This window comes from Mucilaginibacter sp. SJ (genome assembly GCF_028993635.1).
Taxonomy (GTDB): Bacteria; Bacteroidota; Bacteroidia; order Sphingobacteriales; family Sphingobacteriaceae; genus Mucilaginibacter.
The window spans coordinates 1,457,902-1,481,572 of sequence record NZ_CP118631.1 but is presented as its reverse complement, the minus strand read 5'-3'; the positions used below and the strand labels follow the sequence as shown (position 1 = coordinate 1,481,572).

General features: G+C 41.7%; 17 protein-coding genes. 9 read left to right on the top strand and 8 right to left on the bottom strand.

Translation table 11 applies throughout. The features are described from left to right. Positions 1-22: 22 nt before the first annotated feature. The 3 genes from MusilaSJ_RS05815 to MusilaSJ_RS05805 form a co-directional block, all read right to left on the bottom strand. The gene (locus MusilaSJ_RS05815) at positions 23-1,651 is read right to left on the bottom strand and encodes a SusD/RagB family nutrient-binding outer membrane lipoprotein (RefSeq protein WP_274989104.1); all 1,629 of its coding nucleotides are present in this window, start codon (positions 1,649-1,651) and stop codon (positions 23-25) included. A 7-nt stretch (positions 1,652-1,658) separates the two neighbouring features. Next, the gene (locus MusilaSJ_RS05810) at positions 1,659-4,841 is read right to left on the bottom strand and encodes a SusC/RagA family TonB-linked outer membrane protein (protein ID WP_274989103.1); all 3,183 of its coding nucleotides are present in this window, start codon (positions 4,839-4,841) and stop codon (positions 1,659-1,661) included. 466 nt (positions 4,842-5,307) lie between these two features. Further along, positions 5,308-6,966 (bottom strand): L,D-transpeptidase family protein, encoded by a 1,659-nt coding sequence (locus tag MusilaSJ_RS05805; RefSeq protein ID WP_274989102.1) that lies wholly within the window; start codon positions 6,964-6,966, stop codon positions 5,308-5,310. A gap of 516 nt (positions 6,967-7,482) precedes the next feature. On the opposite strand from MusilaSJ_RS05805, the gene MusilaSJ_RS05800 reads away from it, so the two are divergent. Then, positions 7,483-8,127: a redoxin domain-containing protein gene (locus tag MusilaSJ_RS05800; RefSeq protein ID WP_274989101.1), complete on the top strand. Its 645-nt coding sequence runs from the start codon at positions 7,483-7,485 to the stop codon at positions 8,125-8,127. A 92-nt stretch (positions 8,128-8,219) separates the two neighbouring features. On the opposite strand, the gene MusilaSJ_RS05795 is transcribed toward MusilaSJ_RS05800, so the two are convergent. Beyond that, complete coding sequence (locus MusilaSJ_RS05795; RefSeq protein WP_274989100.1) at positions 8,220-9,152, bottom strand: AraC family transcriptional regulator; 933 nt, start codon at positions 9,150-9,152, stop codon at positions 8,220-8,222. Positions 9,153-9,307: 155 nt separating this feature from the next. Between MusilaSJ_RS05795 and MusilaSJ_RS05790 the strand changes: the two genes are divergently transcribed. Together MusilaSJ_RS05790 and MusilaSJ_RS05785 are read left to right on the top strand one after the other, a co-directional pair. Beyond that, complete coding sequence (locus MusilaSJ_RS05790) at positions 9,308-10,810, top strand: aldehyde dehydrogenase family protein (RefSeq protein ID WP_112655069.1); 1,503 nt, start codon at positions 9,308-9,310, stop codon at positions 10,808-10,810. Positions 10,811-10,934: 124 nt separating this feature from the next. After that, positions 10,935-11,306 carry a DUF779 domain-containing protein gene (locus MusilaSJ_RS05785; RefSeq protein WP_274989099.1) on the top strand — a complete coding sequence of 124 codons (372 nt, stop codon included), beginning with the start codon at positions 10,935-10,937 and terminating at the stop codon, positions 11,304-11,306. Positions 11,307-11,321: 15 nt separating this feature from the next. On the opposite strand, the gene MusilaSJ_RS05780 is transcribed toward MusilaSJ_RS05785, so the two are convergent. Next, positions 11,322-12,554, bottom strand: coding sequence for an alpha/beta hydrolase-fold protein (locus MusilaSJ_RS05780; protein ID WP_274989098.1), 1,233 nt, complete (start codon positions 12,552-12,554; stop codon positions 11,322-11,324). Between the two features lie 180 nt (positions 12,555-12,734). On the opposite strand from MusilaSJ_RS05780, the gene MusilaSJ_RS05775 reads away from it, so the two are divergent. The 3 genes from MusilaSJ_RS05775 (at position 12,735) to MusilaSJ_RS05765 (ending at position 15,783) form a co-directional block, all read left to right on the top strand. Beyond that, positions 12,735-13,427: a hypothetical protein gene (locus MusilaSJ_RS05775; protein WP_274989097.1), complete on the top strand. Its 693-nt coding sequence runs from the start codon at positions 12,735-12,737 to the stop codon at positions 13,425-13,427. 103 nt (positions 13,428-13,530) lie between these two features. Then, complete coding sequence (locus tag MusilaSJ_RS05770; RefSeq protein WP_274989096.1) at positions 13,531-15,072, top strand: MFS transporter; 1,542 nt, start codon at positions 13,531-13,533, stop codon at positions 15,070-15,072. A 129-nt stretch (positions 15,073-15,201) separates the two neighbouring features. Further along, positions 15,202-15,783 carry a hypothetical protein gene (locus tag MusilaSJ_RS05765; RefSeq protein WP_274989095.1) on the top strand — a complete coding sequence of 194 codons (582 nt, stop codon included), beginning with the start codon at positions 15,202-15,204 and terminating at the stop codon, positions 15,781-15,783. Between the two features lie 105 nt (positions 15,784-15,888). Here the strand turns inward: MusilaSJ_RS05765 and MusilaSJ_RS05760 are convergent, their stop codons facing one another. Together MusilaSJ_RS05760 and MusilaSJ_RS05755 are read right to left on the bottom strand one after the other, a co-directional pair. Further along, entirely contained in the window at positions 15,889-16,659 is a 771-nt protein-coding gene (locus MusilaSJ_RS05760; protein WP_274989094.1) for a DNA-formamidopyrimidine glycosylase family protein, read from the bottom strand. A 45-nt stretch (positions 16,660-16,704) separates the two neighbouring features. Further along, entirely contained in the window at positions 16,705-17,760 is a 1,056-nt protein-coding gene (locus tag MusilaSJ_RS05755) for a winged helix DNA-binding domain-containing protein (protein ID WP_274989093.1), read from the bottom strand. 102 nt (positions 17,761-17,862) lie between these two features. Here MusilaSJ_RS05755 and MusilaSJ_RS05750 point away from each other — a divergent pair, with 102 nt between their 5' ends. After that, positions 17,863-18,006 carry a hypothetical protein gene (locus tag MusilaSJ_RS05750; protein WP_274989092.1) on the top strand — a complete coding sequence of 48 codons (144 nt, stop codon included), beginning with the start codon at positions 17,863-17,865 and terminating at the stop codon, positions 18,004-18,006. A gap of 62 nt (positions 18,007-18,068) precedes the next feature. On the opposite strand, the gene MusilaSJ_RS05745 is transcribed toward MusilaSJ_RS05750, so the two are convergent. Then, positions 18,069-19,688: a gliding motility protein RemB gene (locus tag MusilaSJ_RS05745; protein ID WP_274989091.1), complete on the bottom strand. Its 1,620-nt coding sequence runs from the start codon at positions 19,686-19,688 to the stop codon at positions 18,069-18,071. Between the two features lie 360 nt (positions 19,689-20,048). On the opposite strand from MusilaSJ_RS05745, the gene MusilaSJ_RS05740 reads away from it, so the two are divergent. Both MusilaSJ_RS05740 and MusilaSJ_RS05735 read left to right on the top strand, forming a co-directional pair. After that, positions 20,049-23,072, top strand: a complete 3,024-nt coding sequence (locus tag MusilaSJ_RS05740) for a DUF2723 domain-containing protein (protein ID WP_274989090.1) — start codon at positions 20,049-20,051, stop codon at positions 23,070-23,072. A 186-nt stretch (positions 23,073-23,258) separates the two neighbouring features. After that, entirely contained in the window at positions 23,259-23,618 is a 360-nt protein-coding gene (locus MusilaSJ_RS05735) for an endonuclease domain-containing protein (RefSeq protein WP_274989089.1), read from the top strand. The last annotated feature ends 53 nt before the right edge of the window (positions 23,619-23,671 follow it).

Below are 23,671 nucleotides of genomic sequence, written 5' to 3'. Positions count from 1 at the left end.
TAAAGAGAATTATATAGGGGTATTATTTATCCCACCAGATTCTTGAGGTAAATGTATCACCACCTGAAAGGTTAGCGACAGCAGCCTTGTAATTTGTGCCATTAGTTGTGATCAGGTTAAGCGGATATATAATACGCCGAGGGATAGAACCGTCGGTAAACTGACCAACATATTTAACCGGTGTAAGCACAGGGATGCCTGTTCTTCTCCAATTTGCCCATGTTTCGTTATGGATAAACGTCGAAGATGTTTCAACATAATATTCCATATTGATTTGTTGCAATGCTGTAGCTGGCACCAATGGGTGAGCTGCTACGTAAGCTGCCGCCTTGGCCGCGTCAATAGTGGCAGCAGCATTAAATTGGGCAAGTTCTAACTGATTTGCTAAAAGTGCGTTTGCGTAGTGTACAGAAGCAGTACCAGTGTTCCATCCCCTTACTGCGGCTTCGGCAAGCAACAATTCTGTTTCACCATAAGTTAAGAGCATATTAATACCACTTTTATCAACGGGGCTGGTTGAAGTAGAAGAGGTATAATAAACCTGTAGCCTCGGACGTGAATATTTACCATCAGGTGCAGCAGCATCATTTGCAACAGAAGGATCAGCAGGTGAAGTGCCCGGATAACCAGGAGCTTTGCTGATATCAGTAGCTCCTCCATTTAAGTCATAACCGTTAGGCATACCATGTTGATATTTAGCAGTGTCATTACCTGGTTTGGTTTCATCTGAGTTTGCTGCTTTGCCAGTACCAGATGAAACTTCAGCAATTGCGCTGATCCGTAGCGTATCGTTAGTCGATTGCATATAGTCGATCAAAGTTTTTGACCAGCGTACTTCCCTGAAATCATCAGGAACAGTTAATGCATTGATAGTGCTGTTGGAATTACCGTTAGCGTTATCTGTTTTTACTTTAGCGTTATCAGCAATGCTGGTCATGGTACCGCCTGCATAAGCTTTTTCAACATACTTTTGAGCTGTAGCAGCATCGACTTTAGTTAAACGCATAGCAACACGAACCATTAATGAGTAGCCCAATTTTTTCCATTTGGTGATATCGCCGGTATAGAAAAGGTCAGAGCTTGGTTTGTCTTTTGAAGCATCCAGACCAGAGGTAGCGCCATCAAGATCAGCCAGCATGGCGTTATAAATATCCTGCTGCTTGTCAAACTTAGGGGTAAAGATCCCTTTTTTAGCCATACCCGCTTCAGAGTAAGGAACGTCACCATAAGCGTCTGTTACACGTTGTAAAATGAACACTTTCATGATGGTTGCAATTTTATTCAAATTGGCGTATTCTGCTTTGCCATCAGTTAGGTTTTTCATTTCCTGCACAAGTGTTTCGGCAGAGTAACCGCTGTTGTAAACCCTTGCTTTGTAATCATTAAATGAACCTTTATAGATGTATTTATCGCCGTTGCCATAATAATCGTAAGTTGAAGCTAACGATTGTGACCACATGCTTTGGTAAAGCAATTGATCGTAACCAGTTTGTGAATACTGGATTTGGGCTTGAGCCAAAAGAAAGTTAGGGTTAAACACAGCTGCTGAAGTAGCATTTGGGTTTGTGTTTATCTTGGTGAAATCTTTTGTACAACCCGAAACAAGAGCCGCGGCTAAACATAAACCGCTATATATGAGTCGTTTTTTCATCTCTCTGTTATTTTTTAAGTTTAAAGTTAACATTTATACCGTAGGTACGTGTGCTTGGTAAGCTGGTACCTTCAATACCTGCATAGGCAAGGCTGTTTGCAAAGCCCGATTCAGGATCAATGTTGTTGGTATGTTTCATGATTGTCCAAAGGTTACGACCTACTGCCGAGATAGTTACACCGCTAAATGGAGTGCCGGTAAGGAAGCCTTTGGTAAATGTATAACCTAAAGTAACCTGGCGTAATTTGATAAAGCTGCCGTCAAGTACGTTAAGAGCTGATACTCTTTGCGCTAAAGCCTGGTAGTAAACTTCGGCCTCAACTGATTTGGTATTTTTCTGGCCATCTTCAGTTACACCGTCACCTACCACACCTCCTTCACGACCTGGCAAAGTAGCTTTATTTAAACCGCGGTACATGCTGTAGTAGTTAGTTGCCGATAACACTTTATTGCCAAACCTGTAATCAACCAGGAATGATAAATTAATGTGTTTGTAGCTGAAATCGTTATTAAAACCACCATAATACTTAGGAACGGTAGTACCGTGAGGAGTACGAACACCATCTGACTCTGGCAGACCGTTTGCATCGAAAATAATCTGGCCGGATGAATTGCGTTTGTAATCGGTTGCCATAACTTGTGGGCCAGGCATGCCTACCACAAGTGCAAGATTCGCATTTAACGGCCTATAAGTACCTAAGCCTTGTGTCGTATTTAAATCGTCGGTTTTTAATATTCTATTATTCACATAGGTGAAATTGATAGATGGAGACCATGAGAACGAAGGTGTTTGAACTGGAGTTCCTTTTATCTCGATTTCTATACCCTTATTTTGAGTTGATTGAGTGCCGATGTAACGATTGTTATAGCCAGTTGCCACATCAAGATTACCTTTTAAGATCTCATCTTTAGTTTTACGATAGAAATAGGCAAGGTCTAAACTTGCACGGCCACCAAAGAATTTCATCTCAGTACCAATCTCTGTTTCAGTCAACGTATATGGTTTCAGGAAGTAGTTCGGAAGATCACCTGAAAAACCTCCGGTAACAACACCATTAACAGGATTGTTGATATTGTAATACTGTTGGGTAATGTAAGTGCTGCTTGGCTCGTTGCTGGTTTTTGCATATGATACACGCAGTTTACCAAAATCAAGCCATGATGGATGAGTAAATTCAGAGAAAATGAAACTACCTGCTACTGATGGCGTAAAAATACCTCCGTTACCTTTTACTACAACAGGATAAAGTGTACTGTAGGTATCATAACGGCCTGTAGTACTTAATACCAGGTAGTTTTTAATTGAGAAATCTGCAGTATAGTAAGCTGAGTTAACCCTTGATTGATAGAAGTTATAACTTGCAGCGTTTTTAGTTTGCAGGTTTGAATAACTGTAGAAATATGGCAAAATGAACGGACCACCGCTCAAGCTGGTGTATGTATAACTATTCCTGCGTTGGTTGGCACCTGCCGATATATCGAATGACAGGAGATCTTTTACGATGTCGTGTTTTACACCTAACAATGCGTCATAGTTTATTTCGTATTGCTGTGCAGTTGACTGTTCATCTAAACCGCCCGCGGCATTGCTTGAGTAAGCTGTACCGGTAGGAGTTACTTTAAAGCGGCTGTCATTGATGTTATCGTAACCAATACGTGCTTGCAAATAAATCCACTTAGTGAAGTCGTAACGGGCAGTTAATGACGAAATTAAACGTTTCCTGCCGGTGTTATTGATGAAGTTATTTGCGGCAAAGTAAGGATTGGTAACATAAATATCATTGTTCCACTGTTGCTCAGCTCCTGTAGCTGTTGTGCCAGGCTTTAAAGCAGCCTGATCTTCGTTAGCGGCAAGGAACAATACGTTGTTAGGGTTACCCGGGCCATCACTTAAGCTTGGCCTGTTTTTCGAGTTTTCAACCAAATAGTTAGCAACAACAGCAATGTTCAACTTATCGGTAACGTTTTGGTTAGCATTTAAGTTGAAGGTTTTCCTGTCTAAAGTACTATTTGGCACAATCGAATTGGCATGTAGGTCAGATAATGATAACCTGAAAGCGCCGGTTTCGTTACCGCCGTCAAATGATACGGTATTGGTGAAGGTGCTGCCTGTGCGGTAAAAGTCAAGATAGTTGCTTTTGTTTGAGTACGGGTACATTTTACCATCAAACTGGATAGTTGGTTTACCGTCCAGTTTCTCGCCCCAGCCTAAGTTGCCGGTTGATATAGCACTTGCCACATTGGCAGGCCTTATACCGTGTTCACCCTGGCCATATTGGGTTTGGAAATCTTCGTAGTTAATTGGTTTATCGAACTGCGTATTGCTGTTAACTTCAACACCAAAACCCGAATTTTTTTTACCGCCTTTGGTGGTAATCAAAATTACACCGTTTGATGCACGAGCACCATATAGCGCTGACGCCGATTGGCCTTTCAGTACAGTGATTGTTTCAACGTCGTCTGGATTGATATTGGAAATACCGTCGCCATAATCAGCACCACCCCATTCGCCCGATGTACCACGTGATGAGTTATCCATTGGTACACCGTTGATAACAAATAATGGAGAACCGGCCGAACCACTGGTTACACCACGTAGTAAGATACGTGCTGAAGAACCAGGACCACCGCTTACACCACTTATACTTAAGCCCGCTACGCGACCTTCTAATGAGTAGGCAACGTTTGTTTCTTTAGCTTTATCAAGCAAATCGCCTTTAACTGTTGATACAGAATAACCTAATTTTTTCTGTTCTTTTTTAATACCTAAGGCCGTTACTACAACTTCATTTAAGTTGGTGTTGGCGCTTAGTGTAATTGTGATTGTTGATTTACCTCCCACTGCTACATCTTTGGTAGCATAGCCGATGTAGCTTACTGTTAATACGGTGTTTGGTTGAACATCAAGTGTGAAATTACCATTGGCATCGGTTTGTGTACCTGTGGTGGTGCCTTTGATCCTGATGCTTACGCCTACGAGGGGTTCGCCTTTTTCGTCAACAACCTTACCGGTAAGTTTAGCGAAGTTTAAGTTAAAATTATAGTTTGATTTGGCATTTGCTTTTGGCGCTTCAGCAGCCGAAGCCTGCATATTCAAGAGCACCATACCTGCAAGGGCAAATTTACACAGGTTGAGGGATTTTGATACCCATGGCCTGTGTACACCCACCGGGTGTTTGAAAAATTTCATATTTTATTGAATTTAAAGGGAGTTAATAGCGAAGCGCCCTGGAAGCACAACGCAGTTATAAACATTCAAAAATCTTTTTCGGGGCAGTAATTCCCTCCGGGTAATTATCGCCTGTAGCGGGGAGAGTAAGCTTTTTTTACATAGGCATCAGTTTTCCTGGGTTTATTAATAATGTCATATAGTTTGGTTAATGGTCACCGTGCTAAAGGAAAAGCATCCTTTGTAGGGGCGCACTATGGTGATTTAAAGTGAGGACAATTAAATTTTAACGATTGCCTACAAACCCGTGAAAAATATTTTGGAATTATTAGTTACCGGTATTTTAAACTGCATAAGGAGAAAAGAGGGAGATAGAGGGCGGCGTGATATTAATCATGTAACGACGGATAGTCATTAGTCTTAAGTTCTAAGTCAAAAAACAATAAACTTAACTTTTTACTTGAGACTTAGTACTATTAACTTAACATTAATATTGCCCGCTGCCTGACATGATCATGGATGCAAGCTGCTCATCGCGGTCATAAATATCTTTGCGAAAATTGAGAAGATTATTTCTGTCGGTAAAGGCGGTAAAATAGGCGATAAATACAGGCATCTTTTGTTTGAGTGTAACCTGCTGTTCTTTACCCAGGTGCATGGCCTTATTAATGCGGGAGGTTGTCCAGGTGCTGTCGTATTTTAAAAGAAATGAAGCCAGTTTTACCGGTTCGCCAACGCGGATACAGCCGTGGCTAAACGCCCGAGACGATTCGCCAAACAACGACCTTGAAGGAGTATCGTGCAAATAGATACTGTAACTATTGGGGAACAGGAATTTTACCAGCCCCAATGAGTTTGCCGGTCCGGGTTTTTGCTGAATTACGGGAAGCCCGTTTTCCCGGCCGGTAATGACCATATTATGCTCGTTAAGATAATTGGGGTTGCTGCTCATGGCCGGCAACACTTCATTGCGCACAATACTTTCGGGCAGGTTCCAGTAAGGGCTGAATACCACATACTGCATTTCGCCGTAGAATATTACTGTTTGATGCACTTTTTGCCCCACTACCACATTGCAGCTCCATAATAAGCTATCAGCATGATAAACATGCAGTTTAAATTCGGGGATATTTACGGCGAGATAGTCGGTAGTTAAACTTACAGGCAGCCAGCGGCAGCGCTCCATGTTCACAATGATCTGTTTGATCCGTGATTTGAGCGGTACATTCATTTCGGCAATAGTTCCGGGGCCGGGCAAGCCATCGGCGCTAAGGCCGTGCCTGAGCTGGAATTGGGTTATGGCTGCTTTGAACTCGTCATCAAACTTATTGTTGAGCGTATCGCCTTTAAAATCTTCCAGTTTATATAGGCGGGCTTTTATGCGGGCAACTACGGCGGACGAGTCTCCGGGTTTGAGTTTTTTGCTGATAATAATTGGTTCCCAGTTCTCATGGGCATCGAGCTGACGGTATTTGGCCAGGAAACTTTTTAGCAGGTCGTACTGGCGGTATACCGGCTCGCTTATAGCAGGGGTTTGTTTCGAAGTTTTTTTTAAGAGCGTATCCAGGTAATCATCATATGCTATCTTTTTACGCGGCAGGAACCAGTTTACCGAACGGCTAACCGAATCGCTCATACCCCGGAAAGCCAGCTTTGAAAACGCGAAATATTGGGCAGTGAGCATTAACTCGGTGCCGATATCAGGTTTTTTGACCCTTGTTTTTGAATGATTGTCAAATATCAGTGAGTCTAAATCTTTTTGATAGGGGATACCTTTATATATGCCTTCGTTTTGCAGGTTCATCAGCCTGTCGTTCAGGTTACCGGCCTGTTCAATTAAAGTACCTTTTTCGTACCATGCATAGGCAAATTTACGCTTACGGTAAAAACTCCGCAGATCCTGCTCATAGAGAGCCAAAGCGGGATGGCTTTGAAGAAATGTGACGATGCGGGTACTGTCAAATACAACTTCAGTTTGATCACTAAAGTTACCAGGAATGGTTTTTGTCCACTCTTTAGCCATTTTCTTTTTTAGGGAATCAGCTTTATAAATGTAATGTTTTTTGCTGTTGTTTTTGCAGTTGGAGAAGATTAAAACACTTAAAACAAATACGATAATATATTGCGGTTTCAACCTGTTCTGCATAGTTAATTTATTGGTTATACGGAACGCAAATTACAAGGTTTTGTTTTTAGAAAGGCAAGAGCATTGAATGTTAGCCGATATAAAATGCCTGCGGAGAAAAGGAATTTTGACGTTAAAAAGAACAGCGAAATATTTTTCAATAAATTCTACTAAGTTTATAGATATTATAGTATATTTGTCGTGTAACATTCAAAAACAGATGACGGGCAACAGTTTAACCACCAGCAACAAACATATACCAGCCGAAAACCGGGGCATGGTGTACATGCCCATGTGTTGCTGTTGTTGAAATTCTCTCCACTACAAGATAAGTTGTTACGCACCTTTAAATTTACTGACCTCAATTAATATATTTTTATGAACACATCCAGCAATGAACAATTAAGCAGCGCCACCCCGCCGGGCTTGCTCATGCGTTACCGGGTAATTTATGGATTATGCCGTTGTTGTTGAACAATGAAGCTCAACTACAATTACCTTAAAACATTATCCATAACATCATAAATCTATTTTAAAATGCAAACCACAAATAATAATAAATATCCTTTTTTCGATCTGCTTGAAGTTGTTGCCGAACCCGATCTTAAGTTTCGTAAACTGAAATCATTACATCCCGTAAAAGCGGGCAATTTGGTCCCTGAATTTAAGTTAAGTAACGATTATAGCCGCTGGCAGCAATTTTACAATGGTGCCGAAACACATGGCCCTATTTCGCAAAGGAATTTATTGAATAAGCCGCTGGTTATTTCTTTTTATTCGCGCCATTGGGGGCAGCAAGGTCTGGCGCAGCTTAAACAACTGAATAATTTGCAGCATGAGGTTAAGGCAAGCGGCGGCAACCTGCTTATCATTAGTGACGAGCACACCGAAGATCTTGAAAAATGGGCATGGGAACAAAGCCTCACCCTTAATTTTTATCACGATGCTGGTAAAGAAATAGCACAGCAATTCAGGGTGTATTCTGATGATTACCCGGTGTGGGACAGGTTTTCAGGCATTGACGAAAACGCGCCGTTATTGGCCACTTATATTATTGAACCATCAAAACAGGTTATCTACAGCCATATCGACTGGGATTTCCTGGGCACTTTTTCTGCCGAAGACATCATCAGCACTGTTTATGAATCAGCATTGATCAGTAATAGCCGCAGATCGGCATAAACATCCCGAAAGGTAAATCATCGGATAAAAAGACATCTCATGCGTTTAGTTTAGCAAACATATGAGATGTTTTTTGTTGTCTATTTACATTTTTAATTCAAATGCCCACCCCGCAGCCTGGCCTTGTAATAACTTGGCGTAATGCCCTCTATCTTCTTAAATGCCCGGCTAAAGTAGTTAAGGTTATTGAACCCGGCTTTAAAACAGGCTTCAGAGATACTGTTATGCGGATTGTTCATGAGCTGCTTGGCTAATTGGAGGCGCTCTTTAATGATATAGTCAACCGGCGAAATTCCCAGCTCGTGCCTGAACGCCCGGAAAAAGCTGGCTTTGCTCATGAAGGCCATCTGGCTCAGGGCATCAATATTAAGCTTATCGCTTAAATGCACCCTAATGTATTCCAGTACGTAGGCAAATCGGCTACTGCTTGATAGCTCGTGCAGGTTATCGCTGATCTCGTTAAGGTTTTGCATCTGCATAATGCGGATCAACAACTCTTTTAAAGTGAGATTAGCCAGCACATCTTTAGTCAATGCGTCGCCGGTACTGATGCGGATAAGTTTGTTAATAAGCTGGGCCAGCTCATAATTATTAAAAAAGTGGAACTGGTTATAATTCAGCTGCCATACCCGTTTATCTTCCCTCGGGTAATTCTCATTTAAAAAATCAAGCGTATTGGTAATTTCCTGGTGGTTAATAGCCAAAGCGGTGCACTGTGATGGCTGGTTGATAGTAGCCTCCGGGAAATCAATTTTCATCGTAATATTTGGCGGTACTATAACGGTTTCACCGGGGAGGTAATCAAACCCCGGTTTATCAAACAGGTGCATCACCTTTTTGCCGCGCAGCATGCTTGTTATTACCAGGTCGCTAAAAGTTAAGGGCACCAGTTCGCTGCGCTCAAAAGTTTCAAAAACGTTGAGTTCGCAATGGTTCATGGTATAAGCCTTGCGGTTTTCAACCAGGGTATTCAGTTCTTTTCCGTGTGAGAGGCTTAGTGGAGATAACAGGGTTTTGTTATTCATAGCCATTTATAATTTATACCAAATTAGGTATACTTATCATGATTAACAAGTGGGTGCAAAAAATGCGACCATTGTGCTACCTTTTGAGAGCATAATGCAAATGCCTTACGGTGAGGTAGCTCTACATTAGTGTTACCAAAAAAACCATAAAAATTATGAGCGCTGTTTCTAAACCATCCTTCAAGGATAAATACGACAATTTTATCGGCGGAAAATTTGTCCCGCCGGTTAAAGGCGAATATTTTGATAACGTTTCGCCTATCGATGGCAAAGTATTCACCAAAGCGGCACGATCAGGAAAGGAAGATGTTGAACTGGCTCTGGATGCCGCTCATGCCGCATTCCCGGCATGGGGCAAAACTTCGGCCGCACACCGGGCCTCTTTATTAAATAAGATAGCCGATGTTATTGAAGCCAACCTGGAGTTTTTGGCCGTTGTAGAGTGCATTGATAACGGAAAGGCCATTCGTGAATGTCGCGCTGCCGACTTGCCGCTGGTGATTGATCATTTTCGTTATTTCGCCGGTGTAATTCGTGCCGAAGAAGGCGGGATTTCCGAGCATGATGAATATACCGTAAGTATTTGTTTAAATGAACCATTGGGCGTAGTAGGACAGATCATCCCATGGAATTTTCCGCTGCTGATGGCTACCTGGAAAATTGCGCCCGCGCTTGCTGCCGGTAATTGCTGCGTGGTGAAGCCTGCCGAGCAAACCCCAACATCTATTATGGTGCTGATGGAACTGATCCAGGATATTTTGCCTCCGGGTGTTTTGAACATTATCACCGGTTTTGGTCCGGAGGCAGGTAAGCCACTGGCTTCATCGCCAAGGGTTGCCAAAGTTTCTTTTACGGGCGAAACCACAACAGGCCGCTTGATTATGCAGTACGCATCTGAAAACCTCATCCCGGTTACGATGGAGCTGGGCGGAAAATCACCAAATATTTTTTTTGAATCGGTGGCCGATGCCGATGATGAGTTTTTTGACAAAGCTGTTGAAGGCGCCGTATTATTTGCCCTTAACCAGGGCGAGGTTTGCACCTGCCCGTCGAGAATCCTGGTGCATGAAAACATCTACGATAAATTTATGTCGAAGGTGATAGAACGCACTAATGCTATCATTATGGGTAACCCGCTTGATGGGAATACCATGATGGGTGCGCAGGCATCTAACGACCAGTACGAAAAAATCCAATCGTACCTGAAAATTGGTAAAGAAGAGGGAGCGGAGGTACTTTGCGGCGGCGAGGTTAAAAAGCTTGATGGTGAGCTGGAAGGCGGCTATTATATTCAGCCGACGTTGTTTAAAGGTAATAATAAGATGCGCATTTTCCAGGAAGAGATCTTTGGCCCGGTGGCTTGTGTAACCACATTCAAAACTACTGAAGAAGCCATCGCGATAGCCAATGACACTCTGTACGGATTGGGTGCAGGTGTTTGGACCCGAGATGCGCACGAGCTTTACCAGGTACCCCGCGCTATACTGGCCGGCAGGGTTTGGGTAAATAATTACCACGCTTATCCTGCACATGCACCGTTTGGTGGCTATAAAAAATCAGGTTTTGGTCGCGAAAATCATAAAATGATGCTTGGCCACTACCGTCAAACTAAAAACATGCTGATCTCATATAATAAGAACAAGCTGGGATTTTTTTAATCCCGGCTTTAATCCCCCCGTTCCCCAGACTTGCGAAGTTTCTGAAACTTCGTAAGTCTTTATGTGTTTGAATAGATTATTATCCTCCCTTTGCGGCTTAGCGCCTTCGCGCGAATTTGAAAACATGATCAAAAGAGTAACCATAACCCCCGAAGCTTCAAAGCTGATAGCCGAACTCAAATCCCGCTTTGGCGACCTGATGTTCCATCAAAGCGGTGGGTGCTGCGATGGCTCATCGCCTATGTGCTTTGAAAAAGGCGAGTTTAAACTCGGCGGCAGCGACGTGAAAATAGGAGAGGTGGATGACTGCGAATTTTGGATGAGTAAGGATCAGTTTGAATACTGGCAGCATACCCAGCTCCAGCTTGATATTACCAAAGGTCGTGGTTCAAGTTTTTCAATAGAAATACCGACGGGTTTTAGGTTTATGATCCATTCAAGGTTGTTTGCTGAAGAAGAGTTGAAAGATTTAGAACCGGTGAGTTTTATAGATTAGCCCCCTCCAAATCCCTTACTGCTCTGCCTGCACCTTATCCAGCTTATCCATGATCTCTTTGGTATACTTTATTGATAAAGCTTTCTTAAAATACTTTTCGGCATTTGCTTTATCCCCACGGGCTAAAAAGCAATCGCCCATACTGTCATAAACGTTGAAGTTTTTCGGGTAATTATCTATGTTCACCTGGAAAAACATGGCCGCTTTTTCATAATTTTTTTGTTGCAAAAACGCGTAGCCTATGCCATTCATCTCCGGCTCGGGAGGGCGTACGGTGTAACCCATTTCAGCGGACATCATTTTGTAATGGGTATCTATCATTTGTCTTAGCTGCACGGCATTATACTGTTTATCAAAATATTGGTTATAAGGCTGGTTTCGCGGAAAGCGGTTGTTTTTGAAAATAAACCGTAAGGCGTCATACCCGGCGTTGAATGAAACAGAATTATGATCGTCATCGGGATAATACTTTTTAGCCCATTGCAGATTGTTTGCTTTATTGATAGAAAGATCATCAGCCAGTTTCATGATAGACCGGATATGGTGCGATATTTCGGCCGTGTCCTTTTTTACTTGCACCGTATCCATACCTGCATTCATCGTATTGGCAAAACCGAGAAAAAGCTTTTTACCGCCAAAATTCTTTTGCTTAAGGATAACTGTTACCTGTTTAAGTAAATTATCGTTATCATAAAACATGCTGGGATCTATAGCCACATAGGCATTAAAAACCTGTGTATGTTTTAATAATAAATTGATAACCGTTAATCCTCCCAACGAATGACCGATCATGGTGCGATAGGGAGCAGTTGGATATGTTTTGTCGATATATAGGATTAGTTCTTTTTCCATAAAGGCGGCAAAGTTTTCCCCTCCGCCCGATGACTCGTCCATAGTGCTGCTGGTAGGCGTAAGGTCGCGTGTACGGTGTCCGGGCGTATTCAAAATACCAACTATAATCATTTGCGGCAACACCGTGTTGCCTGCAGTTGCGCTAAGTTCTTTGATCATAGTAACCAGCGACATGAAATGATCATCGGCATCTAAAACGTACAAAACCGGAAATTCCGGTTTTGAAAAGTAGTTGGTATCATATCCTGGCGTATAAACCCAAAGTGGTCGTTTCTCTTTCAGGATGTTGGAATAAATGGTATCTACCCTCCCCAAAACTATAGGTTGCTGCGGTGGCTGTGCCTTTAACAGGTATGCAATGGTGAGATGAATAAGTATCAGGATGAGCTTTTTCATATAGTTGCTGATTTATGATTCAATGGTACAGCAACAATATGACCTTCAGAATTAAATGTGACGAATGTTGCCGTTGGCGTGACGGAAATAATTTGGAGCTTGTTTTCGTTTTAAAAAGGACCGAAAACATGTTTTGGCAAGTTTTTGTTAGTTGTAACAATCATTCATAAAATTATCGCCGTGCTCAATACCTATAATACTGCCCGTAAAAAGAACAGCTTAACAACGTTTGAGACGTTGATATTCGGTTTGATGATCGTGTTCACTATAGGGGCTATCATACTCTTCTTCATTGATGAAGGATATTTTGAGATGATATACAATCGCTATGGCGGTTTTATAGGATACTTCACGGTATTGTTGTTACTTGTAATTTTTATAGTGTCGACAGTATATATTGTAAGGCTTTCGCGCTATCGCAGCATCCAGTTTTGTGTGGTTTTAATTTTAACCGGGATAGCAAGCCTGTTTTTTATCGCCGAAAAAATGAGCAGTTTGCCTGATCTTTTTCATCTGTCAGCCCATTCGCTTTTTAAAGCCAACACTGCAATATTGGGGGCAAATGCAAATGGAATAATTAAAATTAATGACACCGGCAAAATCGTGCTCTATTGGATTTTGATAGCCGCAAGTGCTTTTTACTTTTTGATATTACCGTTTATATATCGGAGTAATTTTAAGGCTAAACGCTTTATTGATAGAATCGGAATCCCTATCCCGCACCGCAACCACGTTATCGCAATAATTATATTAACTATTTTGATAACGCTATTTTCGGCAGTAAATGAGTCGGAAGTTTTACCACTTGATTTTGCTGCAATATTTTTGCTGATCCTGCTTTGCCCGGAAAATATCGGTGTTTTCAGGCGATAGTCATATTTTTTTGCAACACTTTAAATTGTTTTTTTATGCTCCGTTTAATCCGATCATTTACTGCAACTTTGTAATAAACCTTTCAATTACAACCTTATAAAATATGGCTACAGTTTCATTGGGCAGCCCGGCAGGCAAATGGATCATGGTTTCGGCTATACTGGCTTCGGCCATGGCATTTATTGATGGTACAGCACTTAATGTGGTGCTGCCGGCACTACAACAAAGCCTTGATGCCAAGGGAGCTGATCTCTTTTGGATCCTGAACGCCTACCTGTTGATGCTTGCCTCGCTTATTTTAATAGGCGGCTCGCTTGGCGATAAACTTGGGCGGAAGAAGGTCTTCATGATTGGGATTTTTATTTTTATAACCGGATCAGCCCTTTGCGGGCTCTCACCAGGTGTTTTTTATCTCATTGTTTTTCGGATCATACAGGGTATTGGAGGTGCACTAATGATTCCGGGGAGCCTTTCGCTTATTTCATCATCCATCGATGCAAAAGAAAGGGGCAAGGCTATCGGAACATGGTCGGCCATTACCACGGTAGTTACAATGGGCGGCCCGGTATTGGGTGGCGCCTTAGCCGACGCCGGTTTATGGCGGTACATATTCTTTATTAATATACCCATAGGGGTAGTAGCTTTACTCATCCTGTGGCGCAAGGTTGCCGAAAGCAAGGATGATAGTACCGACCAAACCATTGATTTTCCCGGAGCTGTTTCTATTGCATCAGGGCTTGCTTTGCTAACATTTGGTTTTCTGCGGATGCCGGCGGTAGGTTTTAATAGCTGGCAGGTTTACGGATCATTAGCTCTGGGCTTATTATTGCTCATTGTTTTTATTTGCATAGAAGGTACAAGCAAACATCCCATGATGCCGCTAAACCTGTTTAGCAATAAAACCTTTAGCGGGATAAACCTGCTTACATTTTTTCTGTATGCGGGTTTGGGTGGCGGTATGCTGTTCATGTCACTAAACATGGTGCAGGTGCAGGGGTATAGCCAGCTGCAATCTGGGTTAACATTTTTACCTTTTACTGTGCTCATGATCTCAATCGCGCGTTACGCAGGAGCTATTGCCGATAAAAAAGGCCCGCGCTTATTGCTCATTATCGGTCCGGCTTTGGCGGGAGCGGGGTTACTAATGTTGTCGTTCATCAAACAAACTGCAGGCCCTTCCGATTATTGGACAAGCTTCTTCCCCGGCGTGCTTGTTTTTGGCTTCGGCATGTCGTTAACGGTAGCGCCGCTTACGGCAACGGTAATGGGATCGGTAAGTGATCATTTTTCGGGCACAGCATCGGGTATTAACAATGCTATGACCCGCATTTCCAATGTTTTTGCCAATGCCATTTTTGGTGCCCTCGCGGTTTTGTTTTTTTCGGGAGCGATGCAGGGGGAGTTGAAAAAGTTATCCCTTAATGAAAAAGATAAAAAGACGGTTATGGAACAATCGGCCAACTTAGGTAATGCTAAAGTGCCCGCCGGTATCGACGGATCCAATAAAAAGGCGGTCGAGATTGCGTATCACAACGGATTTATTTCGGCCTATGGCAATATTATGCGGATCTGCGCCGGCCTGGGTTTTTTGGGCGCCCTAATGTCGGTTGTTTTTATCAGGAACAGTGCTGTTAAGAAGGAATGACGTTGCCTGATTACAGAGGCGTGTGATGAATCTCTACAGGGATCCGCGATGAAAAATTTTCAGATTGAGGTTGCAACCATTTGTTTATCACCATCGTCTACCTTATAAACCCGTCTAAAGCTTATTGTTATGTTCAAATCGATATTCTCCCGAAATTTTGTAAAACTCTTTGCCTTATGTTTTTTATGCTTTGTTGCCGTTAGCGTATCCGCCCAGGATAAAACCAAAACGATAGGCAACAAACCCCGGAGCGGCTCATCCAACAATACCTTTGATGCTGTTAAAGGTGCGCAGGTTGGTATTGAAATGAATGCTGGTAAAAAGCAGGTACAATTACTTACGCTCAACTTTCATACTCAAAACCGATCAAGCGATAGCATCCCTTTTAAAGTAAATGTTTACCAAATGGCCGGGAAGTTTCCAAATGAAGCTAATTTGGTTAAAGACGAAATAAAAGGCTACATTAAAAAATACGACAATGTGGAAAATCATCAATTAACCACTGTCGACTTATCGCCATACAATGTTAAAGTGGCCGGTGACATTGTGGTTTCTATTGAATTTTTGACAACTAAAACCAATTCCAACGTTGGATTTGCATGCGGCTTATTTAACGGTGGTACCTTCCATAAGGACAGTGAAACCCAACCTTGGAAGAAGATTCCGATTGTTGGTGTTGATTTTAATGTACTGGTGAAAAAGTTGAAGTAGATGCCGCTCTAAATCTGCCCTAAAGGAGAGACTTTTAACAACTGCGCTCATTGCAAACGAGCATAGCAAAATACGCTAAATAGTCTTCTTTAAACCCGACGAGGCTTACTCAAACAATTCCTGCTCATTAGTATAATATGTTTTCCGTGATGCTTCGTTAACTATGATCGCGGCGCCTGTCGGGCTGTGTTTTTTCTTTGAATTGTGAATATCCATGAAATCACGAACTTCACCGTTAATGATGTCGGGGTTTGATTTCAAAATGCTTTTTTCAGCATTTTCCAGTACTGTTTTTATTGACTGAGCCAGGTTTTTCAGTTTGGCTTCCGGTATTTTACTGCTTATGGAGAACGGTGAAATGCGGGCATGCCACAAAATTTCATCGGCATAGGCGTTGCCGACGCCTCTCATGATCTTTTGATCAAGCAAAACAGTTTTAATATTGGTTTTTGTTTTTGCCAGGCGCTTTTTCAAATACTCGGCATTGGCATCAAGCGCATCGGGTACGTCCTTTTTTTCGGGGTTGAGGGTAGGCATCGCTATCCCCTGGAAATCGGTTAGTACTAATCCGCTGCCATCATCAAAGTGCAGCTCGATGATGCTGTACTTGTTTTCGTTTTTGGTATCGAACAAAAACAGTTTACCATGCAGCATCAGGTGCAGACCCAGTACATCGCCCTTGCTAAATTTAATATGCAGTTCCTTCCCTTCGCGATATACTTTTTCGAGCTTTTGCCCGCTTAATACCTCGTTTAATTCGTGTACGCTAACATTTAGTTTTTTAGCGTTAGGTACTTCGATTTTTTTAACGGTTTTACCTGCAAGTATTTTTTGCAGGTTATGGCTAAAAGCCTGCAGATCGGGTAGTTCGGGCATAAAATCTTTTTTTTATAAGTAACTTGTTGTTGTTGTTAATGTTTGTTATCCGAGGCCATTAAACTTTTTAAAACGTTGTATGGCGCTTTCAATAGACTGGTTTTGAGCCTTATTGAGTTTGTTAAATGGTTTGAGCTCGATATCAATATTCTTTTTGCCCATATTCCGGCTCCAGTTGCCAATCACCAGGTTATTGACCATTATGGTTGGAAAAAAGGTGATAGCCCCCATTTTATCCCGAAACCTGGCCGGTACCATGGCATCACGATTTTTATAAGCTATAATTAACTCATCGTAAACAGGCAGAAGGTAAGCTCCTATTTGTTTTGCTGTACTGAAATCGATATCAGTATCCATCCAATGGTTTATCCCTTCAATGAGAATATTACTTAGCCGGCCTTTATTTATTTCGATCCCGGTTTTAGCATCGGCAGCAGTAAGGCCGCTCCAATGTACAAAATCATTTATTGTAGCGGGGCCATGGCTTATAAAATACCGCAAAACCAGGCGGGCCACCGCCTCGTCACGATCTATGGCCGGTGTCATTGGTGCACGTTCATCAAGCAGTGCGTAAGTAAATTGTTTACCCTGTCTTGCGCCACTGCAAATTAATTGCTCCAGTTCGGCTTTCATTAACAGTATCGTAAGCCTGAGATCGTCTGTAGCTATATCTGCCTCATGCAAGGCTGTAACAATTTCGGCACGGGTTAATTGTTTGCCGCCCTGCATGGTTTTTATAAATACATCAAAGCTTTTGTTGAAAATTGCATCGGTTACCTCTTGTTTTTTATACATAGCCGCATTGCCCGCGTTGATCCTTGGAGCGGTAAGGCTAAGCATCCAGCGGATATCCTGCGGCAAAACAAAATGCCACGTTGGTCGTAATACATGAGTTCGTAAAATAGCACCGGTGGTCATCGCTTTTTCCACGGCCTTATCCGATGGAGATGACATACGTAACCCGATTGCCCATTTGGCGTTAGCATATTCCTGTGCCTGCATGGCGCACATATATCCCACTACCTCTTCAGGGTTTTTAAACTTATTGTGGTTAAGGTGTTGGTTATAAACCCGGAGATTAGCTATATCACGTATGGTCATGTTTATCTGCTTTTGGTACTATTCAAAATAAATATATACTAATGACAACTGTTTGTCAGCAGGAAAAATGATTTAATTTGAAAGGCTTATTTTGATGAACGGATGAACAGGATAGATCCTAATTATTTTACAGGCGGGCTGATCGTCGGTATTGTTATCGGCTTAGCTTTACACAGCGTTGGTGTAGGTATAGCAACTGGTGTTGCCGTTGGCTTGTGTGTGGGCCTAAGAAAGAAGAAAGGGTAGGGAAGGCTCTCCAAATTACAGACTTACGAAGTTTGAAAAACTTCGTAAGTCTCGGCCGGTAATTAAAAATCGTGATATAAATTTCTGAACGAACTTCTTATTCCGAAGGTTATCATGGTGTTTTTTGAGTTTTTCTGATCATTTTTTTCCTGGCGGTATAATGCGCCAAGCTCCAGGCGCAAATTGTATTTTGGGTTCAGGATATAGGCCACTGTACCTTCACCATAATAAAGTTGTGTGCTTAAGCCCTGGCCCACGTTGGTAGTTGTGTTTACCGATGGTATAAAAGGCTTGGTAATTATTTTGCCATTATTTTCAGCCTTTGTGGCATCAAGACCATATTTGGCATAGTTAAGTTGTCCCTGGAAATCAAAACGGCCAACCGAATAATTCAGAATGCCCAAAAGCTCCCTGAAGTTTGCTCCGTAAGGATGGGCCAGAGGATCGCCATAAAACGAATAACTGCTTATTGACTGCTGGTTGCTGTAAGTGTAGGGTTTAACGGTGTTATATTCAAATAAATAGTTTAACCTTTTAACTTTAAAAATATCTGCGCCACGGATCCCCAATTGCCAGCCGTTGGTGTTATCGGTACTGTTGCCCGAAAAGAAATCGCTGCCTTTGAACCTGTCGAACATGATTTGTCCGTACAGCGCAGCTTTATCAAAGATCTTGTATTTGGCATTAAAACCTAAGAATACGTTGTCTTTTTGATAACCGCCCGGGCCCAGCGAACTTGCAAACAGAATGGGGTTTACAAAATTGGCGTCAAAGCCTGCCCGGTTGCCCTGGTTATCAGCTTCAGGTGTAATCAAAGCGTTAAACATGCCAAACGAGGCGCGTTTGTTTATACTCCAGTCAATGTAATGGAACAAAGCCCATTTGCGACGGTTGCTTCCAAAATTGTCAAATTTTGGCTGTTTAATATCTTCAATATAGGCCCAGGCAACCATGTAACGTACCGGGCCAAGATCGGCGGTAAGCTTTAATAAAGGCATATTAGCAGCAAAATCAGACAATAACACAGAACGGTAACCATCACCTATAAACATTTTATCCTCACCTAATGTAATATTTAGTTTTTTCGTTACCGAATAAGAAAGGATTGCAGTTACATACGACCAATCCTGTGAATTTCGTGCCTGCCCTGTATATTTCCTGGCATAGGCCTGTCCCGGTACAAAACCGCCTGCAGTAATATAATCGTTGTAATAGGAAACAAACTTCGCCGAGTTTTCAAAGCCGCTGGTGTAAAACGAAAACTTATTGCCAACAGTACCACCTATCTGATATCCGCGGGTATTTAGGTTTGTTGAACGGCTACCGTTAAAATCCCTGCCTATTTGCAGATCCGTAATATAATCGGCATAAAAAGTATATTCTTTAGTTTTTACATCAAATAAGTGCTCGTTAAATAATTTCCGCCCGCCCCAGGTTTTACGATCTTTAACCCCTACATTCATTACCGAATCATAGGTGTGCAAAATAGTGCTGTCAATTAAAAAAGGACGCAATGAAGTATGGACCGAGTTTTTTACAGAATAAATATCCGAATTAAACTTCTGATATAACTGGTATGAATTAGGTAAATAAACTGATTGTGCCTTGCTTAACTGTGATGTGAATACAATTAGCGCTATTATAAATGTTGTTCGAAAACTTAAGGAGTAGATGTTTTGCATTATAACAAAATAAGTATTAATTGTTCTAAGTTAAAAATTTCATTGGTAAATAAGGATATATACATAAATGCCCGGCAGGTTGTTTCTGATATATTAAAATTAGCCAAATTGATTTGGGTATTGATACTTAGTTAACCGCTCATAATCATTGAATTAATAATTCAATAAAGCAGGTTTATAGTTATTAAATAAATAGATTGAAATATGCCTGTTCGTGGAGATTGGTTAACAAAATTTCTTTAATCCCAGTACTTTAAAAAGTTAATTAATGTTAAATTTTGTCACGTACAGGTGTTTTTTTTAAATAAGTTATAAAAATCATGATATTTGCCGCGCTATTAAATCAATTGATATTATTAAATGCAGTACAAAAAAATCAATAACCTGTTAGGCTGGCTTTGTTTTGTTATAGCCTCAATAACCTATATTTTAACGTTAGAGCCATCTGTAAGCTTTTGGGATTGCGGCGAATTTATTTCATGTGCTTACCGTTTGCAGGTAGCCCACCAGCCCGGTTACCCGGTTTTTGCCATGATAGGCAAGGTTTTGTCGTTATTGTCATTTGGCGATAATACTAAAGTGCCTTTCTTTACCAATATGGGTTCGGCGTTGGCCAGCGGTGCAACTATTATGTTTTTATTTTGGACAATTACTGCTTTTGCCAAAAAACTGATGGTTGAAAAACGTGATGAAGCTATTGACGGTTATAAATTATATGTAATCATGGGAGCCGGCCTTGTTGGAGCCCTGGCCTTCACATATACCGATACATTTTGGTTTTCGGCTGTCGAAACCATTGTATTTGCCCTGTCATCACTATGTACTGCTATTGTATTTTGGGCAATTCTTAAATGGGATGAGCGTGCCGATGAGCCCGGTGCCGATAAATGGATTGTTTTTATAGCCTATGTTATCGGTTTATCAATCGGGATCCACCTGTTAAACCTGTTAACTATACCGGCTATTGCAATGGTTTATTATTTCCGCCGAACTAAAAACATTACGGTTGGTAATAGTATCCTGACTTTTTTGGCAGGGGTAGTGATCCTTGGCCTTGTACAATACGGCATCAGGGGATATACCATTAAGTTCGCCGCTTATTTCGACCTTTTCTTTGTTAACTCCTTAGGAATGGGCTTTGGGACCGGAGCTTTCTTTTTTATTTTACTAATAGTTGTTGCACTGGTATGGGGGATTCTGTACAGCATCCGCAAAAAGAAACCTGTATTAAACCTGGCTTTACTTTGCGTTGCATTTATATACTTTGGATATGGCTCATTCGCTTACATTCCTATTCGTGCAACGGCTAATACTAATTTAAATAACTCACATCCTGATAACGCTTTTACGCTTTACGGTTATCTTAACCGTATCCAGTATGGTGAGGTGCCTTTGCTAACTGGTCCTATGTATGATTCGCAGGTTACCGATCAAAAACAGGGGAGTATCATTTACCGCAAAGGCAAAACCAAATATGAAAATGCAGGTCGTAAAACCGATTATGTATATGACCATACTACAGCCTTGCCGCGTATGTACAGCACCGATCCTAACGATGTGCAGTTTTACAAGCAATGGCTGCGCATCCCCGAGGGGCAGGCGCCAACCATGGGCGATAACCTGAAGTGGATGTTCAGCTGGCAAATGTACCAGATGTACTGGCGTTACTTTTTCTGGAACTTTGTTGGTCGTTATAATGATGCCGACGGACAAACCAGCACCGAAGGCATTGACGGTAACTGGACAACAGGCTTATTTGACGGTGGTAAGCATTTACCAAAATCTGTCACCGCAGCTACTACCTATACTCCGTTATATGCCTTGCCATTAATAATTGGTTTAATAGGTTTGTTTTTCCATGTTAACCGCCGCAGTAAAGATGCGTTGATTGTTGGCTTACTGTTTTTCTTCACAGGTTTGGCTATTGTATTATATGTAAATCAGGCATCAGTGCAGCCGCGTGAGCGTGATTACTCATACGTAGGCTCGTTTTATGCCTTTGCCATATGGATAGGTCTCGGCGTAATTGCCATTGCCGAATTTGGCCGCAAATATATCGACGCTAAAATGGCCGCTATCGGTTCAACCGTGATTGGTTTATTAGTTTGCCCGGTACTTTTGGCTGCCAAAGAATGGGGTAATCATGACCGCTCAACCAAAATGACGCCGCATGATATGGCTTACAATTACCTTATTTCGTGCCCGCCAAACGCTATTTTGTTTACTTATGGTGATAACGATACCTACTCGTTATGGTACGACCAGGAGGTTGAAGGTATCCGCCCGGATGTGCGGATTGTAAACCTGAGCTTGTTTACCGGCGACTGGTATATCCGCCAGATGCAGAAGAAAATGAACAGTTCTGAGCCGCTGCCAATCACCATGCCTTTTGATAAATATAAAGAAGGGGTGAGAGACGTTATTTACTTTAACGATCAGAAATTGCCAGGTTACCAGGATATTAAAGAAGTGTTCGATTTCATTACTTCTGATGATAAAGCTACGCAAGTGCAATATCAAAGCGGAGAATATGGTAATTATTTGCCAACCAAAAACCTGAAAGTTACTATTAATCCTGATGAGGTAATAGCCAACGGTGTGGTGAAAGCCGATCAGAAAGACAAGCTGGCAACAGCCATGGAATGGAAGTATACATCAAACTATGTAACTAAAGAGAACCTGGCTATGTTTGATATTTTGGCGCATAACCACTGGAAACGCCCTATCTGCTTCACCACTACCATCGGTAACGAAAACCTGATAGGTTTACAGCCTTATTTATACAAAGAAGGTTTTACCTACCACCTGATACCGTTTAAGCCGGATACAGCTTTGCATGACCAGTTGAGCAAAACCAATACCGATGTAATGTATGATAACGTGATGAACAAGTTTAAATTCGGTAAGTTCAAAACAGCCAAATATCTTGATCATGAGTCGACCTCTATGTTTTACCCTGTAATGGTAACTACTTTCCTTGATCTGGCTCAAAACCTTGTTCAGGAAGGAAAAAATGATAAAGCGTTAAAAGTTATTCAAAAATATGATGCTGAACTGCCTGATATTTATCCGTATGTAGATGTTGCTGGCCGTAAATTGTATTTAACGCAGTTGGCTTATCAGCTTCATGATGTGGTGCTTGGTAATAAACTGGCAGGCAATATTGATAATTACCTTACCGATCAGCTGGATTATAATGCTTACCTGCTTAGCCAGGATGTAAACAGCATTAACGGCCGGGATGTACAGATAGGCATGCAAGTGTTGAATGGCCTGGTGCAGTTTACCAAAGACAACCATCAAACTGCCCTTGCTGCCAAATTTGAAAACCAGTTAAAGGGTTATGAAACAAAATTCCGTGCTGTATTAGGCGGGGGACAATAGTAATCCTCAATAATATTCTATTCGCAAAGCCATCTCGGTTCGGGGTGGCTTTGTTGGTTGTTGGGAGTTGACTCACCCCGACATCGCTGCGCTTGTCACCCCTCTCTACGCAAGCGTAAAGAAGGGATAGGAAATTTTAATTTTGAATTTAAGTGATATCTTTACCTGTACTATCACCTTATCAAAATGAGCGGTATTATTGATTTTTGCAGAGAATTAAGACAGCGGGAAACTGTAGCTGAAAAGCTGTTATGGCAGGAATTAAGAAATAGAAAGCTATTAAAAAAGAAATTCCTCAGGCAACACCCACTCTGTGTACAATCGTATTTTGGAAAAAACCTTTATTATATTCCAGATTTTTATTGTCATGAAGCAAAGTTGGTTATTGAAGCCGACGGGCCTATTCATTTATATAAAAAAGATTACGACAGCAATAGAGACAAAGTATTGGCAGAACTGGGACTGACGATATTACGCTTTAAGAACGACGAAATAGAAAATAATATAGATGGGGTTTTGAATAAGGTTATTGAATATCTACGCTAACTACTTCACTATGAACAAATGATCTTTCCTTGCTTGCGATTATCCCCTCTATA